The organism is Bradyrhizobium zhanjiangense (genome assembly GCF_004114935.1).
GTDB lineage: Bacteria > Pseudomonadota > Alphaproteobacteria > Rhizobiales > Xanthobacteraceae > Bradyrhizobium > Bradyrhizobium zhanjiangense.
Genome location: NZ_CP022221.1, coordinates 3,520,944 through 3,536,800, shown reverse-complemented (window position 1 = coordinate 3,536,800; position 15,857 = coordinate 3,520,944). Strand labels below are relative to the sequence as shown.

Genomic DNA, 15,857 nt, shown 5'->3' with positions numbered 1-15,857 from the left:
GGCCTCACAACGCGTATCGCCGCAGATCGTTCAGCAGAGTCGCGACGAAGCTCAAGAACCGCGCGGCAGCGACACCGTCGACCACCCGGTGATCCCACGAGAGCGTTATCGGAAGCATTTGACGCGGCTGAAATCCACTTCCGTCCCAGACTGCCTCGGTGACAGCGCGCCCCGCTCCCAGGATCGCCACTTCGGGAGCGTTGATGATCGGCGTGAACCCATGACCGCCGACGCCTCCCAGCGACGAGACAGAGATGCAGCCTCCTTGCATGTCCCCCGGGGATAACTGACCTCCAAGGGCCTTGTCCGCGAGCGCACGCATTTCGGAGGCGATCTCTATCAGTCCCTTCTTATCGCAATCTCTGATGACCGGAACCACCAAACCCTTGGGAGTGTCGACTGCAAATCCGATGTGAATGTACTTCTTGAGAATTAGGGCATCTTGATCAAAGGACGAATTGAAGCGGGGATATTTCTTCAGCGCAAGGGCTGCTGCCTTAATCAAGATCGACACCATCGTCAGCTTCGCTGAGGCCTCCCCCGCCTCTCCATTGATATTCTTTCGGAACGCCTCCGCTTCGGTCACATCAGCTTTGTCGAAGTTTGTGACGTGCGGGATCGTGTTCCAGTTTCGTGAAAGATTTGCCCCGGTTATCTGCTGAATTCTCGAGAGAGGCACTCTTTCGATCGCGCCGAACTTTTCATAATCTGCCCTTGGCAGCGCTGGAGCGATTGCAGATGGCGGCAACTGGGTCGACCCCATCACCTGTTTCACGTGGCTCGTAACATCATCGTGCAGCACCCTGCCCTTGGCTCCGCTTGGCACGACGAGGGCCAACGGCACGCCGAGTTCCCGCGCCAATGCGCGAACCGACGGTGATGCATGCGCCTGACTGACCTCGGGCCGTCCGCCCCGGTCCTCTAATCCACTTGGCTCAGGCCTTTCTCGTACCTTGATTGACGCAGACCCTCCCTGCGCCACAGCACCGGCATCCTTCGCTGATGAAGCCGCTTTCGCACTCATCTCTTGAGCAGGTGAGTCACCTGATGCCGATCCTGCCTCTAGAATCATCAAGATTGATCCTTGAGATACCAAGCTACCGACCTCGATCATCAACTGCTTGACTTTTCCTGCCGCGGGAGACGGCACCTCCATCGTTGCTTTGTCAGATTCGATCGAGAGCAATGGCGTATCGATTACGACATCATCGCCAACCGCGACGTTGATTTCAACGATCGGCACGTCCTTGTAGTCCCCGATGTCCGGCAGGACGATTTCTATTGAATCAACCATGATTTCGCTTTGACCTGCGTTACCTTGACCAGGGGGAATTTGCGTCCGCCGGGACGTCATAGCGCGCGATGGCCTCGGCCACCCGGCTGCGATCGATCGCCCCCGACCGCGCCAGAGATGTCAGTGCAGCGATAGCGATCTGCGCGCGATCGACTTCAAAGAACGACCTTAGCGCGGAACGCTTGTCGCTCCGTCCGAAGCCGTCAGTACCGAGAACGGTGTACGGCGCCTCGAAATACGACGCTATGAGCTGCGGATAGGCACGCACGTAGTCGGAGGCCGCCACGACCGGCACGCTTCCTGAGAGACACTTTGAAACGTGGCTCTCCTTTTGCTTGGAGAGCGGGTTTAGACGGTTCTTGCGCTCAATTTCTCGAGCCTCCCGCGCCAGCTCTGCGAAGCTGGTGGCCGACCATACTTCGCAGGAGATCTGCCAATCCCTCTCCAGCATCTTTGCAGCCTCCAATGCCTCTGGAAGGATTGCGCCGGAACCGACGAGGCGCACCTTCGCAGGTCCATTTTCGCTCGAAACGACGCGATAGAGACCTTTTATTATGTCGTCGCGAACATCCACAGGCATGGTTGGCTGCGCGTAGTTCTCGTTCATCACCGTAAGATAGTAGAATTCATCACGCCCCTCTTCGAGCATGGCGTGCATTCCATGGTCCACGATGACGGCGACTTCGTAGGAAAACGCCGGGTCGTATGCTCGGCAGTTCGGGATCGTCGCCGCGATGACATGGCTAGAGCCGTCTTGATGCTGCAGTCCTTCGCCGCCGAGAGTCGTGCGGCCGGCGGTCGCGCCGATCAGGAAGCCCCGCGCGCGCTGATCCGCGGCCGCCCAGATAAGATCGCCGATCCGCTGAAATCCGAACATCGAATAGTAGATATAGAACGGTAGCAATGCGAAGTTATGGACGCTGTAAGACGTCGCCGCGGCCGTCCAGGAAGAAATCGCGCCTGCCTCTGTAATGCCTTCCTCGAGAAGTTGACCGTCCGCCGCCTCCTTGTAGTAGAGCATCGAGCCCGCGTCTTCCGGCTCATAGAGCTGCCCGACCGGTGAGTAGATCCCCACCTGCCTGAACAGGTTAGCCATACCGAACGTCCGCGCCTCGTCGGCAACGATTGGCACAATTCTGGGACCGAGCACTTTGTCCTTAAGCAGATTCGAGAACAGCCGAACCACCGCCATCGTCGTCGACGTCTCTTTGCCCTCGCCCTTGAGCGCGAACTCGGCATAGGACTGTAGGGCGGGGACGGCAACGGCCGCCGCCGTCCGCCTTCTGGTCGGCATGTAGCCGCCAAGTGCCTCACGCTTCGACCGTAGATACTGAAGCTCGGCGCTGTCGTTCGCGGGACGGAAGAACTCGAGACGTTCAACCTGCTCGTTGGTCAGTGGAAGAGAGAAGCGATCGCGGAACGCATAGAGCGCATCGATGTCGAGCTTTTTCGCCTGATGAGACGTCATGCGCGACTCCCCGGCGCCTCCCATTCCATACCCTTTCTTGGTCTTCGCCAGGATAACAGTCGGCCGCCCCTTGGTCGCCTTTGCTGCAGCGAAGGCGGCAAATAGCTTCCGAAGATCATGGCCGCCTCGCTTCAGCGCATCGATGTCAGTATCGGACATATGCGAGACGAGAGCCCGCACCTCCGGATCTTCACCGAAGAAGTTTGCGAGATTGTACGCTCCGTCCTTGGCACCGAGCGTCTGATACTTCCCATCAACCGTCGCAGCGAATTTGCGCAACAATGCGTGCTCTGTGTCGCGCGAGAAGATCTGATCCCACTCCGATCCCCACAGCACCTTAATCACATTCCAGCCTGCCCCTCGGAAGATCATCTCCAGTTCTTGGATGACCTGTCCGTTCCCGCGCACTGGACCGTCGAGCCGTTGAAGATTGCAATTGACGATAAACGTCAGATTGTCGAGGTTCTCACGCGCCGCCAAAGACAGGCCGGCGATCGACTCCGGCTCATCCATTTCTCCGTCACCGAATACGCCCCACACGTGGCGGTCTTGGGTACGCGCCAAACCTCTGTTGTCGAGATATTTCATGAAACGCGCCTGGTAGATGGCGCTGATTGGTCCGATGCCCATCGAGCCTGTTGGCATCTGCCAGAAGTCCGGCATGAGCCAAGGATGCGGATATGAGGACAGGCCCACCCCGGTGAGCTCTTGACGATAGTATCTCAAGTTCTCTTCTGACAGGCGCCCTTCGAGATACGCGCGCGCATACACGCCCGGCGAGGAATGCGGCTGGAAGTACACAATGTCGCCTTCCGCCTCCGGACTTGACGCGCGGAAGAAATGGTTGAAACCGACCTCAAATATTTCTGCCGCCGACGCATAGCTAGCGACATGGCCCCCGAGTTCCCCGTAGGCCCTATTGGCCCGAACAACCATGGCGAGGGCGTTCCACCTGATAATCGCAGTGATCCGGGTCTCCATCTGGATGTCACCCGGATAGGGCGGCTGCGACTCGAGAGGTATCGAATTTCGATAAGGAGAGTAGGGAGGCACATCTGAAAGTACGCGGAGCTCCTTGGCTCGCTGATCCAGTGCCGAGAGAATAAAGCGTACACGTTCAGCACCCGCGCTTCGATGGAGAGAGCCGAGGGATGCAAGCCAATCGGCCGTTTCGTTTTCGTCTTGGTCAAGCGATTGTCCACTGGCTGACTTGATCGGCGCGTCGATGCGAATAGTCACTGTCGTCAGGCTCCTTCGAACTCCCTCCTTGGTAGCATTGGATGTCGTGGCATATCTCGCCGAAAACTCCGGCATTTCGGGCTGAACACGCGATCGGACGAGCCAGCTGTTGCGGATTTTGGCATTCTCTGCCGTGTCGCGCGCGAGAGGGCAATGAGGTACCCGGAAAGCACACTTTGTCGCGGCTGGCTGGATCGCGCCGCACGGCTGCCCGCCCAGCCGACTCATGTCGCGCTTGGAAAAGGCATAGCCGACGGGTTAGACCCGTTTCGACCACGTTACTTTTTCGTGACGATCATTTTCCAAAGGGCTATTGTCGCCCGCAGGCCCTCGAAGCGAACTCCACTCGCGGCACCTGACGGATGGAACCGTATCCATTAACGAGTGAACTCAATGAGCACGTCACCCGCATCTGAAATGGATCATAGCCTGGCCAGAATGAATTTGCCGGATCTTAGGCTCAATTACGACCCGATAGATCCGGATCAGTTCGATCGCCCAATCGTCTCGATGTGCATTGAGACTGGTGAACATGGTGACGAGCTCCCGCTGCACTCGCATAAGAAGGGACAATTGGTCGTCGCCTCACATGGATCAGTCATGTGTCGTGCCCCTGGTGGGTTATGGATCGTTCCTCCGCAAGGAGCCGTGTGGATACCTCCTGGGGTCATGCATAGCAATTGCGTATCAGACAATGGAAAGGTCTACCTCGTCTTCATCGATCCGCTGGCAAGTATGCTTCCAAACACTTGCTGCACATTCACGATATCGTCGCTCGTTCGCGAGTTGATACACCGGCTATCCGTATTTCCGCCACTTTATCCCGTTGAAGGACCGACGAGCCGACTCGGTCGAGTGCTGCTCGACGAATTGGTGCAGATGTCCACGGAACAGATGTACTTGCCAATTTCCACGGACAGCCGACTTCAACATCTCGCGGCATCACTGCTCAATGATCCCGGCGACCGAAGCACCATCGATGAACTCGCCGCCCGGTATGCAATGAGTGTGCGGACCTTCGCCCGCCTGGTCTTGAAGGAAACCGGAATGACATTCGGACGCTGGCGGCAGCGGCTTCATATCTTGGTCGCATTGCAACGCTTGACGGCTGGATCGTCGGTGCAGGCCGTTTCGCTCGATCTGGGCTATGAGACCCCGAGCGCGTTCATCACTATGTTCAAGAAGACAATGGGAAAGAGCCCCCGCCGCTTCCTCGCCGAACGGTCGAGCTTCAGCAACCACCAGCCCTTCACATAGCACGTATAGAACCACAGCCCCGGCATTGAACCGGGGCTGTGGTTCGTGACGCCTTATCGAGAGCTGAAGGGCACCAGCGGATATTCCAGGTCTGCTTCGGCAATTGCCCTCGGTGAAACGACGCGCGGCTTGCCTTTTTGCGCCTGAAGCAGAGCCACGGCGGAATTCACGTTTTGGCCGCTTGAGTCAAATTTGATCGTCCCAGACGACATCAAGACTGGCTGCATTTCCGTCAGCTTGAGCGCGTCGTGAATTGCCCCCGATTCCGACGAGCCCGCACGCTTTACCGCATCCCTGACGATCTGCACGGCCTCGAAAGCGCATGCCGCATTTGCGTCGAGCCATTCATTGGGGTAGTCGGCCGCGAACATCTCGAGAATTTTGTGCGCGTCGGGCGCCTTCGGATTGTAGTAGAGCGCCGACGCCATCGCGCCGTCAGCGTATTTGCCGAGCGCGTCGTAATATGCCTTGTCGATAACGCCGTTCGAATTCGCCGAGTAGATCATTTTCGGGCTCCATCCCTGCTTTACACACTCACGTGTGATCATGATGGCGTCGTTGACCCGGGTGATCGGGAAAAGCATGTCAGCGCCGGTCGCTTTTGCCTTTGCAACTTCGACCGAGAGATCCTTGGCCTTCTCATCGTATGGAATGAACTCGGTGAGCTTGATCGGGAGATCGACCTCTTTCCAGGCCTGTGCTATGCTCGTTGCGCTGGACTGCCCCATCACGTTGTTGAGGTGGAGGACGACCGCGCTGGCTGGCGCACCGTTGAGGGTCGGCAACAGAGCTTTCAAATCGACAAGCGACTGACGAATGATCATCAGCGACGTCGGATAGTAGCGGAAGACCTGAGTGAACCCCTGCGAGGTCACTTGGGTCGCGCTGGCGATATGCACGACCATCGGGACCTTCGCTGCTTCGCAGGCCTGAAGCGCCGAGATGGTCGCGCCTGAGTCCCAGGCGCCTATGAGGACCGTACAACCCTGGCGGATCAGGTTCTCCGCAGCGATGCGGCCATTTTCCGGCCGGCTCTGCGTATCGGCGTGACTGACCTCAATGTCATCACCGTACTTCTGTCTGGCGAACTTCGCGCCGAGATCAATGCCCCGCACGCAAGCCTGTCCGGGGAACGCCAACACGCCGCTGCTGGGCATGATCGCGCCGATCTTAACCTTGACTTGGCCTACCGCCCTGACCGGCCACGATACAAGCCCGGCGGCGATGCCAGCACCGCTGCCGAGTACGGCCCGGCGAGTAAACCTTTTTCCGATGCGATTCTTCATGTGAAGTCTCTTTCAGTTGACTACAATGGAAATTGCGGCGATTTGGTGGGAAGCTTTAAGAATGACAGCGCGCTGCAGCGCGAACACAGCTGCAACACGAGCACGCTTGATGATCGCAGTAAGCGGAAACGCATCAGATTATATTCCTACCTCGGTCTTGATCAGATTTTCCTCACTATCGTCATAGAGCGAATCGATCAGTGACCGGTACCGCTCCATTATTTGCTTGCGGCGTTTTTTCCGCGTTGGCGTCATCACGCCATTCTCCGGAGAGAGCTCCTCCGGAAGTATTCGAAAGGCCTTGATCTGCTCGGCCCTCGCTAGCCGACCGTTCGCTTTGGCAATCTCGCCTTCAACCATCCGGACGACGATCTCTGACTCCGCCAGATCCGAATAGTGCGCAATGCGAAGATCACGCGATTTGGCCCACTCCATTGTCGCGGTTGCATCTACTTCGATCAACGCGGTCAGATACTTCTTTCCTTCTCCGATCACCGCCGCTTCAGAGATGAAGGGACTGTGCCGGATTTCATTCTCGATCTGCGTGGGGCTGATCGATTTGCCGTTGGATGTGTTGATGATCTCCTTCTTTCGATCGACCAGCTTGAACAGGCCTGTCGGCCCAATCTCCACGATATCGCCGGTATAAAGCCAGCCATCGCGGAGGGCCGACCTCGTTTCCTCTGGCTTATTCCAGTATCCGACAAAGAGCCCAGGACCTTTGACGATCATTTCTCCGTCTTCAAGAACGGCAGTTTCCCACGCCGCATCATGTACGGGGACGCCTACGGTTCCCGCTTCCGGCCATTCAGCCATCTGGACCAGGTTCGCTCCAACCAGCTCGGTCTGCCCGTAGCATTCCTTTAGCTGCAGTCCCCACAGCTGCCACAGAGACATGAGTTCGGAAGGCATCGCGGCCGACGACGTATAGGTGACGGTGAGATGTTCAAACCCGACCTCGGCAAGCAAGGGACGGAAAATCCGTTCCCGGCAGACGGCGAACAGGGCGGATATGAACGGGTTGGGCACACCGCCGGCCTGACGGTCGTCGAGCGCCTTGCGAGCGATCGTCATTGCGAATTGGTAGTCTTGCTTCTGCTTCTCAGACCCCGAATGAACCTTACTGAGGATCTGGGTGGCAAACCTCTGATAGAACCTCGGCGGAGCCATGAAGTAGGTTGGCTTCACTTCCTTGATCGTTTGAGCGAAATCAGCGCTCGATTCCCCAAAGTACGGCACAAGCCGGATTAGCAACGGCAACGTCGTTGCCTGCGCGCGCGCAACCGTGTGGGACATCGGAAGATGCACCACGACGCGATGCGCATCGGAAGGCAAACTCGAATTGAAGGTTGTTACTGAGTGCGCGCCAGCGAGTAGCGAAAGGTGGGTTAGCATCGCACCTTTCGGAAACCCCGTCGTACCGGATGTGTACCCAATGCTCGCGAGATCGCTTGCCTTTGATTTCGCAATCTGCTCCCTAAGGAACAAATCAGCGTCGACCGCGATTCCTCTCAAGAACTCCTGGAGCGGGACAACATTTGCGGAGCCGCCCGCTCCCTTCCACTCCGGGTCGAGCACTATGATTTTACTCAACTTGTCGGCCAGGCCTGACGCCAGGACAATATTGAGTTGAAGTTCGCTCCCGACAAAGACGAAGGATGCTCCGGAATCGCTGAGGTAGTAGCCAACTTCTTCTGGCGATGACGTAAAATAGACGCCGACCATCACTCCGCCGGCGCAGATCGTCGCCATGTCCGCAAGCAGCCACTCTTGGGACACGTCTCCCATGATGGCCGCACGGTCACCGTGTTTGAATCCGGCTCTCTGCAGAGCCGCGGCCAAATTAGCGACCAGATCTGAATACTGCCTCCAGGTTGTCGCAGTCCATTCGCCCCGGCGCTTCTGCTTGAATGCTATCTCGTCCGGCCGCGCTGCTCGTCGAGAACTCAGAAGCTGCGGAATGGTTACATCCGCGAACTGAGCCCCCGACGTGAAGTGTTCGACGTCCATTTCACCGCTCCGCGAAACGCTTGCGCTTTTCGGCGAACGCGGCGACCGCATCCCTCCGATCAGGCGATGCGAAAGTGATAGTCTCCAGAGCAGTCGACGTATCCAGCAATAGGTGCGAATATTGCTTGATGATCTTGTTGACGCTGTATTTGGTCCAAATGATCGCTTCCCTCGGACCGCTCGCGAGCATCTCAGCGTATTCGATCGCGGCCTCCTTGACGTCTCTGTCGGAAATGACGTCGTTGATCATTCCGATGGAAGCCGCCTTTTCCGCGGAAATGAATTCGCCGGTCATGAGATAGTGTTTCGCACGGGCAGGCCCCATCAGGAGAGGCCAGATCACAGCCCCTCCGTCACCTGCGACGACACCCGCCGTGACATGCGTATCGGCGAACCGTGCTGTTGGATTTGCGAAGATGACATCGCAGAAGAGAGCGAGCGTCGCGCCGAGACCAACGGCAACGCCGTTGACTGCAGCAACGATAGGGACTTCGACTTCCAGCATATTCCGAATGAGATGACGCCCACCTCGGGTCGGCGAAGGAATCGGGCTCTTGTCGAGCGTCTTCTGATCGCCACCGGAACAGAAGCCGCGCCCGGCGCCCGTCAGCACGATTGCGCGTGTCGCCTTGTCGTCGTCCAGCTCGACGAAGACGCGCTCCAGCTCGTGGTGCATATCCCAGTTGATCGCATTCAGGATTTCCGGGCGGTTCATGGTTACGACGGCAACACCGCTCGGACGCCGCTCGACAATCAGATATTTGTAGCCCTGCTTCGACATTGGTCTGCTCCCGTGTTTTCCTGGACACTTTACTTTTGCGGCCGCATGGCGCGAATCTGACCGAGGATCTCCTCCGTCGGCCGCACGACATTGTTTCTGTCATTGAAGTGCGGGATGACGTAGCGCCCGACCATTTCGATCGCTTCCATGATCTTCTCGTGATTTACGGAGTCCAGATGCAGAAGGACCTCATCAATGCCCAATGCCTGGAACTTTTCGATCTGTCGAATGACGGTATCGGGGCTCCCGCAAACCGTAGTTGCCGAGTGATTGAGCAGATAATCCCAGTCCTTGGCGGCGCGCTCCATGGCGGGTACGCTCTCGCTCATGTACGCGTAATCATCGGCAATCTTTGCCAAGCGCGGATAAGCGTCGGTCGAGATCTTCGCATAGTTCATCAACGGCTCGGCGTAGTCTTCCTTCGCCTTCTGATCCGTAGGACCAATCCCAAAAAAGAGCGGAATGCCGATGCGTGGGCGCTCGAGCGGCCCAAGCTCGTCACGCTTCCAGGATCGACGATAGGAGTTGAGCAGCTTTTCCTGGACCTCCCATCCCTGGTAGATCGAATTGCTCATTACAGCGAGGCCTTCGGCGCCAGCCCAGCTGTGACTGCGTTCGCTCGTGGCAGCGATGCCGATGACCGGATGGGGCTTCTGCAGGGGCTTCGGGACAAGCATTCGCGGCGGAACCTGGTAGTACTTGCCCTCGAAGGTGAAGATGTCTTCGCGCATCGATTTCTTCAGAAGCGCGATCCCCTCCTCCATTTGAGCGAGCGTCTCACCCGGATCGACGTTGAACGCGCGCATCGCGATGGTGGTATTGGCTCGACCGGCGTAGAACTCCATGCGACCGTTCGAGAGAATGTCCGTCACCGCCAAGCGCTCCGCGGTCCGCAAGGCGTGATTGATCTTCTGCGGCATCAAAGTGACCGCCGGCCTCAGCTTGATGCGCGAGGTGACGGCAGCGAGATAGCCATAGACCACCTCTGGCGCCGAGCTCGAAATGCCGCCCAATGCGACGTGTTGTTCGGAGAGCGAGGCGCAATCGAACCCCATTTTTTCTGCGAGGCGCACCTCGTCCACCAGCTCATGGAGTCGGCGCGCATAACTCTGCCCGACCTGGGTTTCCTGCTCCGACCAAAACCCGAACGTAAGTGCCATCTTCTTAATCCTCAGGGAGTTTCGAGATGGCCTAACATTTCATAACCACAGCAATATTTTCGTCCGAATGCAGGGTCTCGCTACACAACTTTCCAAATTTTGTGCTGTACGCAGCCGAACCGCGTCATGTCTCAGGACATCGCCGTCCTTCGTCGCAACGACGTGGCGATTTACTTGGGGACAGTGCTCGAAGAGCGGGATGCGCTCGATACGACCCCGTCTATTTGTCAAAGGACGCGACGAGGAGCTCGGTTATCGCCTCAAGACATCGCTCGCCAATTGCCGCAGTCGACCCATGCGGATCGCCAATGATGCCGTTGGCAGTGACCGATTTGACGCCGTTTCTCCACATGGACCGAAGTTGCTCTTCAGACAGCGCGCCAAGGTGCCCCGCCTCGAACCGATCCGGCCGCACGCTGTCGGGACGCAGATACAGCATGAGAGACGTCTCCGCTATGTCGGCATGACCGCCGACCGCATCTGGGTTTGCGCCGGCCTCTTTGACGGCGCTTCGCCACCTGTCGATCCATGCGATCGAATCGGAGAATACGTCGATCTCGACGTCTTCGGGAATAGCCTGCTTCAATCGAGGAAGCATGTCGCGCAGGATTGGAAAATTACCGATGTGTCCCGAGAACAGCAGGATCCGCTTGAAGCCGTGCCGAGCGAGACTTGTGCAGTAGTCGAGGCAGATCGCTTCGAACGTTTCAGGACGAAGGGAGATGGTGCCGGGAAATACGAGATGGTGAGCTGAGCAGCCGACCTTGATTGTCGGTGCGATCAAAGCATTTCCAAGATGCCGCGCCACCTTATATGCGAGCGCATCAGCGTGGTCGGCATCCATGCAAAGAGGAAGATGCGGTCCATGTTGCTCGACGGCCCCGCACGGTACCAGGATCGTCGACGTCCCCTGCGCCAGGGCCGCCGACACCTGCTCGAAATTCATCAACTCCAGTCGAACTTCATCAGAAGAAGCAAATTCGGTCATCGATGCCTACTTTGCGTTTTTCGACAGAAATCGGGCCCGCGCATCTGCCGAACTGTCTCCCGTCAGGTAGGCCCCAAGATCCTCAATTGTCATCGCCTCAAGGGAGGCGTCGTCCATCTGGTCCGTCAGGTTCAGCGAGCGCTTGATGGCCGCAAATAGCCTTTGATCCTTTCCGCGAAGGTACTTACACTCTTCTAACGCTCGCGACGTCACGTCCGAAGTCGCTGCAATCTCGTCGATTGCTCCGATCTCGAGTGCTTTCCTTGCATCGACCAGCTCGCCACAATATAGCAGCGCTCGCGCATCACGAAGTCCCAGTTTCTGCACTGCCTTCCGCATGCCTTTGGCCGCGGGCAAGAGACCATGGTTGATTTCCGGGAAACCGATCTTACACTCGCCATTCGCGATCACGTAATCGGCGTGCAGAAGAAATTCCAACGCGCCGCCGACAGCGTAACCTCGGACGGCACACACAAGCGGCGCCGGATATCGCTCCATCTCGCAAAGGAGCGCATGGAACGACCTCATACGAGGCCGGGATATCTCGATGCCCGTCACTTCCTTTATGTCGCCGCCTGCACTGAAGAACCGGGTACCCTGACCAGTCAGAACAATACCTGGCGGCATCGCCTGGCTGGCAAGCGCCCGAAAGGCATCCAGCAAGCGCTCAACTAGTTCGTTGTTCAACGCGTTTGCCGGTGGCCTATTCATAGTCATTGTGACCAGGTCAAGGTGGCGATCGATTAAGAGGGCATCATCCTGTATCATGAGTAGAGCCTAGGTGACGCACCTCGGAATTGATTGCTGTACACCGCTTCATCGTCGGCAGGCATCAACACAAAAGGTTGCCCCGGCGGCACATCACGGCATTATCTGCTTAGACGGCTTGCAATTCCGCTGGTCCGAAGGACCGTTAAGTAAGAGAAAGAGAGAGAGGGAGAGAGAGAGAGAGAGAGAGAGAGAGAGAGAGCACAGTGCTCGGCGCAATTTGCGCCACAGCTCCGCTACATTCCGAGATATGCGCGTTGAATCTCGGAATTGTTGAGCAATTCTTGACTCGATCCGTGCAGTACGATTGAACCATTCTCCAGGACATAGCCGCGATTGCTCAAGGCAAGCGATTTCGCCACGTTCTGTTCGACCAGCAGCACTGTAATCCCTTGCTCGTGGAGCGATTTCACTACGCCAAACATCACATCTGTCAGTGCAGGCGATAACCCAATCGACGGCTCGTCGAACATAACCATTTCGGGCTTCGACATGATCGCACGTCCGATCGCCAACATCTGCTGTTCGCCCCCGGATAGGGTCCCTGCCAGTTGCCGTCTACGCTCCCGTAGTCTCTCAAACAGTTGGTAGACGAACTCAAGCGTCTCGAGCTGATAGGCCTTCGCGCGCTTCAGTGATCCGCCTAGCAGAAGATTTTCCTCGACAGAGAGGCTGCCGAAAATCTGTCGACCCTCGGCGACCTGCGCTATACCGCGTTCGCATATCTCCCATGGCGGCAGCCCAGCAATATTGACGCCGTTCATTTTTACGGTGCCACTTGAAGATCGTACTATACCCGAGATCGATCTGATGAGCGACGTTTTCCCTGCACCATTCGCCCCAACGACGCAGATCAACTCTCCTTTGCGGATCTGCAGCGAGACGCCGTTTAATGCGCTCGATCCGTCGTAGGCAACAGAGAGCCCGTCAATCGATAAGAGCGCCGCGTCAAGCATGGAAGCCTGCCCCTAGATAGCTATCAAGAACCTTCTGATCGGCAACCACTTCTGCGGGACTTCCCTCCGCGATCTTGGCACCGTGATGAAGTACGATGACGTTCGACGCGACTTCCATCACGATCCGCATGACGTGTTCGACCAGGAGGATCGTCAGGCCGCCTTCGGCAAGTGTCTGCAGCACTCGGACGACACCCGCCGCTTCTGTCGGTCGAAGGCCCGCCATTACTTCATCCAGCAACAGCAGTTTTGGCCGAGTGGATAACGCCTTCGCCGTCTCCAGCATTTTCCGATCCGGAAGCGTTAGCTGGTCCGTCCGCGCATTGGCCTTGCCGGCGAGTCCGACGCTTTCAAGGGATTCGTAGGCTTTCGATTTGGCTTCCTTTACGCTTTTGGTCCAGCTGAAGGCGCCCACCATTGCGTTCTCGAGCACGGACATATCACGCATTGGTCGAACGATTTGAAATGTTCTTGCGATACCCATCCTGCAGACAATTTCCGGAGGGGTACTGTCGATCTGGCGTCCTTCGAAGAACACCTGCCCGCTGGTCGGGCTCAGGGAGCCGGCGACAAGGTTGAAACAGGTCGTCTTTCCCGCACCATTCGGCCCAATGAGCGCAGTAATACGTCCGGCCTCTAGCGTGAAGTTGACGTCCTTGACCGCAACCAATCCCCCAAACGATCGAGAGAGGTTCTTTACTTCCAATAGAGCCGTCATTCCTCGGCCTTCCTCAGATGCGGCAACCACAGTCGGGATGGCGCCTGAATTGCTTTGCAGAGACGCACGATCGCCGGCCAGATGCCATCTGGCAGAAACCAGACGACCAAAATGAGGACAATTCCGTAAGCGATATTGTTCAGCCCCGGAATCCGAAGATTGTCGCCGATGGCACTCATCAAATGGTTCAGAGGGATCGCGGCAAGCGAGCCAATCAGAGGACCGAACGTCGTCCCCAGCCCACCGACCACAGGTCCGATCAGCACATCAACAGAGAGCCCCATACCCATGATTGAGTCCGGGAATATCGACCCTTGCACGAGTCCCAGAACCCCACCGCCGGCCGCGGCCGCTGCGGCGGATACAGAGATCACAAGAATCTTGTGCCGGAAAGTGCGGACCCCCAGCGCTCGTGCGGCCGGTTCATCGTCTCGCATCGCTCGCCACACGTATCCGAGGTAGGATCGTGAAATCAGTTCGGTTCCTATAATTCCCAGCGCGGCCAGTGCGAGCGCGACAAAGTAATAGAAGCGGGCTCCTCCCCGGAGCATTGAGAATTCGATCGCGCCAGTTGGCGCCGGAAAGAACAGCCCCTGCATTGCGCCAACGAATTCCCATCCACTGAACATGATCCTGGCAAACTCCGCAGCCGCAATCGTCAGCAGCGCGAAATAGATTCCGCGCACTTCGAAGCGGAAGCTCAACCAGGCCAATGCCGCACCGACTGACCCGGCAATGATCATTCCAAGGAAGAGGCCAATCCACGGCGAGATTCCGTACTTGACGTAGAGGACGCCAACCGAATAGGCACCTAGCCCGACAAAAAGCGCATGGCCAATCGATAGTTGGCCGCCGATGCCAAGCATCAAGTTCCAGGACTGCCCCAGGAAAGTGAATAGCAACACGATCGTCATCAGTGAGATAAAGTACGGATCTGCAGAAGAGCCCACGAACGCAAGAACGATGAAGACCATCGCTCCCGCGAGCCACCGCTTTACTTCAGGCCCGCCGTCAAATCTCTTTTGCACCGAAGAACCCTCTCGGACGGAAAATCAGGATGATGATGAGGAGCGCGTAGGGAAGCGCCGTCTTCATCGACGGTGTGAACATCAGAGCCGCAATTGCCTCGGCAACGCCGATAACAAGGCCTCCCAGCAGCGCTCCGCTGAAGCTGCCGAGACCACCGACAATGACCGTCACGAAAGCAAGAAGCGTGAAGTCAACGGCGAGATAGGGTTGGGCATCAAACAGAGGAGATATCAGCGCCCCGGCTACACCGGCGCAGGCAGCACCAATTCCGAACGTCACCGCGTAGACCCGTGGAATGTTCAATCCAACGACAAGCCCTCCCAACCGGTTGTCTGCGGCCGCTCGCAACGCCCGGCCAAGCGAGGAAAACCGGAGGTATACTCCCAGCAGAGCGATAAGCACACCCGCGGTTATCGCCGCCTGCAATCTCGCCAGATCGAGCGTCACGAAGCCGAGTGATACAGTGCGAAACGATAGTATAGAAGCGCTCGGACGCGGGTCAGGCCCGAAGCCGACCAGAAGGACGCCGCTAAAGAGCAGCGATAGACCGATGAATACAATGAATTGGTAATGATGGGGCCGGTTGACGAACCGCTTCACTATCAGGGCTTCCAGGAGGTACCCGAAAAGGAACATGACGACCGCAGCTATTGCCGCCGCTACGATGATCGGGGCGTCCCAAAGACGGACCGCCCAGTATCCGATATAGACGCCGAAGACGACCATCTCACCGTGAGCGAAGTTTACTACCCGCATCACGCCGAATATGATGGTCAACCCCAGCGCCACCAAGCCATAAACGAGACCAAGCAGAATGCCGCTCGCAAGAACGTTGAGCCAAAGTGACAACATTAGTGAGCAACGAGCGGTACGAGTGGACACCGCAGCCAGGACATTGGGATG

13 protein-coding genes are annotated in these 15,857 nt (G+C 57.4%); 1 reads left to right on the top strand and 12 read right to left on the bottom strand.

Annotation, left to right across the window (positions count from 1 at the left end; all coding sequences use genetic code 11):
* Window positions 1–4 precede the first annotated feature (4 nt).
* Window positions 5–1,294 (bottom strand): 2-oxo acid dehydrogenase subunit E2, encoded by a 1,290-nt coding sequence (locus XH85_RS16605; protein WP_128932649.1) that lies wholly within the window; start codon window positions 1,292–1,294, stop codon window positions 5–7.
* A 19-nt stretch (window positions 1,295–1,313) separates the two neighbouring features.
* Complete coding sequence (gene mdeB / locus XH85_RS16600; RefSeq protein WP_420837891.1) at window positions 1,314–4,001, bottom strand: alpha-ketoglutarate dehydrogenase; 2,688 nt, start codon at window positions 3,999–4,001, stop codon at window positions 1,314–1,316.
* Window positions 4,002–4,394: 393 nt separating this feature from the next.
* Here mdeB and XH85_RS16595 point away from each other — a divergent pair, with 393 nt between their 5' ends.
* Window positions 4,395–5,258, top strand: a complete 864-nt coding sequence (locus XH85_RS16595) for an AraC family transcriptional regulator (RefSeq protein WP_245473630.1) — start codon at window positions 4,395–4,397, stop codon at window positions 5,256–5,258.
* Window positions 5,259–5,311: 53 nt separating this feature from the next.
* Here the strand turns inward: XH85_RS16595 and XH85_RS16590 are convergent, their stop codons facing one another.
* From XH85_RS16590 to XH85_RS16545, 10 genes are all read right to left on the bottom strand, one after another.
* Window positions 5,312–6,544 (bottom strand): ABC transporter substrate-binding protein, encoded by a 1,233-nt coding sequence (locus XH85_RS16590; protein WP_128932648.1) that lies wholly within the window; start codon window positions 6,542–6,544, stop codon window positions 5,312–5,314.
* A gap of 138 nt (window positions 6,545–6,682) precedes the next feature.
* Window positions 6,683–8,554 (bottom strand): AMP-dependent synthetase/ligase, encoded by a 1,872-nt coding sequence (locus XH85_RS16585; protein ID WP_128932647.1) that lies wholly within the window; start codon window positions 8,552–8,554, stop codon window positions 6,683–6,685.
* 1 nt (window position 8,555) lies between these two features.
* A complete protein-coding gene (locus XH85_RS16580; RefSeq protein ID WP_128932646.1) occupies window positions 8,556–9,335 on the bottom strand; it encodes an enoyl-CoA hydratase/isomerase family protein in 780 nt (259 codons plus the stop codon).
* Window positions 9,336–9,364: 29 nt separating this feature from the next.
* The gene (locus XH85_RS16575; RefSeq protein WP_091890187.1) at window positions 9,365–10,495 is read right to left on the bottom strand and encodes an LLM class flavin-dependent oxidoreductase; all 1,131 of its coding nucleotides are present in this window, start codon (window positions 10,493–10,495) and stop codon (window positions 9,365–9,367) included.
* Between the two features lie 220 nt (window positions 10,496–10,715).
* Window positions 10,716–11,483 carry a creatininase family protein gene (locus XH85_RS16570; RefSeq protein ID WP_128932645.1) on the bottom strand — a complete coding sequence of 256 codons (768 nt, stop codon included), beginning with the start codon at window positions 11,481–11,483 and terminating at the stop codon, window positions 10,716–10,718.
* A gap of 6 nt (window positions 11,484–11,489) precedes the next feature.
* The gene (locus XH85_RS16565; protein WP_276486193.1) at window positions 11,490–12,200 is read right to left on the bottom strand and encodes an enoyl-CoA hydratase/isomerase family protein; all 711 of its coding nucleotides are present in this window, start codon (window positions 12,198–12,200) and stop codon (window positions 11,490–11,492) included.
* A gap of 287 nt (window positions 12,201–12,487) precedes the next feature.
* Window positions 12,488–13,207: an ABC transporter ATP-binding protein gene (locus tag XH85_RS16560; RefSeq protein WP_128932643.1), complete on the bottom strand. Its 720-nt coding sequence runs from the start codon at window positions 13,205–13,207 to the stop codon at window positions 12,488–12,490.
* Window positions 13,200–13,925: an ABC transporter ATP-binding protein gene (locus tag XH85_RS16555; protein ID WP_128932642.1), complete on the bottom strand. Its 726-nt coding sequence runs from the start codon at window positions 13,923–13,925 to the stop codon at window positions 13,200–13,202. Before XH85_RS16555 ends, XH85_RS16560 begins: the two co-directional genes overlap by 8 nt.
* Window positions 13,922–14,899 (bottom strand): branched-chain amino acid ABC transporter permease, encoded by a 978-nt coding sequence (locus XH85_RS16550; protein WP_128918400.1) that lies wholly within the window; start codon window positions 14,897–14,899, stop codon window positions 13,922–13,924. The genes XH85_RS16555 and XH85_RS16550 overlap by 4 nt, the downstream gene beginning before the upstream one ends.
* Before the next feature lie 37 nt (window positions 14,900–14,936).
* Window positions 14,937–15,806: a branched-chain amino acid ABC transporter permease gene (locus XH85_RS16545; RefSeq protein ID WP_128932641.1), complete on the bottom strand. Its 870-nt coding sequence runs from the start codon at window positions 15,804–15,806 to the stop codon at window positions 14,937–14,939.
* Window positions 15,807–15,857: the final 51 nt, after the last annotated feature.

Bases quoted from the DNA above. Each gene is read 5' to 3' on its own strand.
- XH85_RS16605 (WP_128932649.1), bottom strand. From the start codon at position 1,294: ATGGTTGATTCAATAGAAATCGTCCTGCCGGACATCGGGGACTACAAG.
- XH85_RS16595 (WP_245473630.1), top strand. From the start codon at position 4,395: ATGAGCACGTCACCCGCATCTGAAATGGATCATAGCCTGGCCAGAATG.
- XH85_RS16590 (WP_128932648.1), bottom strand. From the start codon at position 6,544: ATGAAGAATCGCATCGGAAAAAGGTTTACTCGCCGGGCCGTACTCGGC.
- XH85_RS16585 (WP_128932647.1), bottom strand. From the start codon at position 8,554: ATGGACGTCGAACACTTCACGTCGGGGGCTCAGTTCGCGGATGTAACC.
- XH85_RS16580 (WP_128932646.1), bottom strand. From the start codon at position 9,335: ATGTCGAAGCAGGGCTACAAATATCTGATTGTCGAGCGGCGTCCGAGC.
- XH85_RS16575 (WP_091890187.1), bottom strand. From the start codon at position 10,495: ATGGCACTTACGTTCGGGTTTTGGTCGGAGCAGGAAACCCAGGTCGGG.
- XH85_RS16570 (WP_128932645.1), bottom strand. From the start codon at position 11,483: ATGACCGAATTTGCTTCTTCTGATGAAGTTCGACTGGAGTTGATGAAT.
- XH85_RS16565 (WP_276486193.1), bottom strand. From the start codon at position 12,200: ATGACTATGAATAGGCCACCGGCAAACGCGTTGAACAACGAACTAGTT.
- XH85_RS16560 (WP_128932643.1), bottom strand. From the start codon at position 13,207: ATGCTTGACGCGGCGCTCTTATCGATTGACGGGCTCTCTGTTGCCTAC.
- XH85_RS16555 (WP_128932642.1), bottom strand. From the start codon at position 13,925: ATGACGGCTCTATTGGAAGTAAAGAACCTCTCTCGATCGTTTGGGGGA.
- XH85_RS16550 (WP_128918400.1), bottom strand. From the start codon at position 14,899: ATGGTCTTCATCGTTCTTGCGTTCGTGGGCTCTTCTGCAGATCCGTAC.
- XH85_RS16545 (WP_128932641.1), bottom strand. From the start codon at position 15,806: ATGTTGTCACTTTGGCTCAACGTTCTTGCGAGCGGCATTCTGCTTGGT.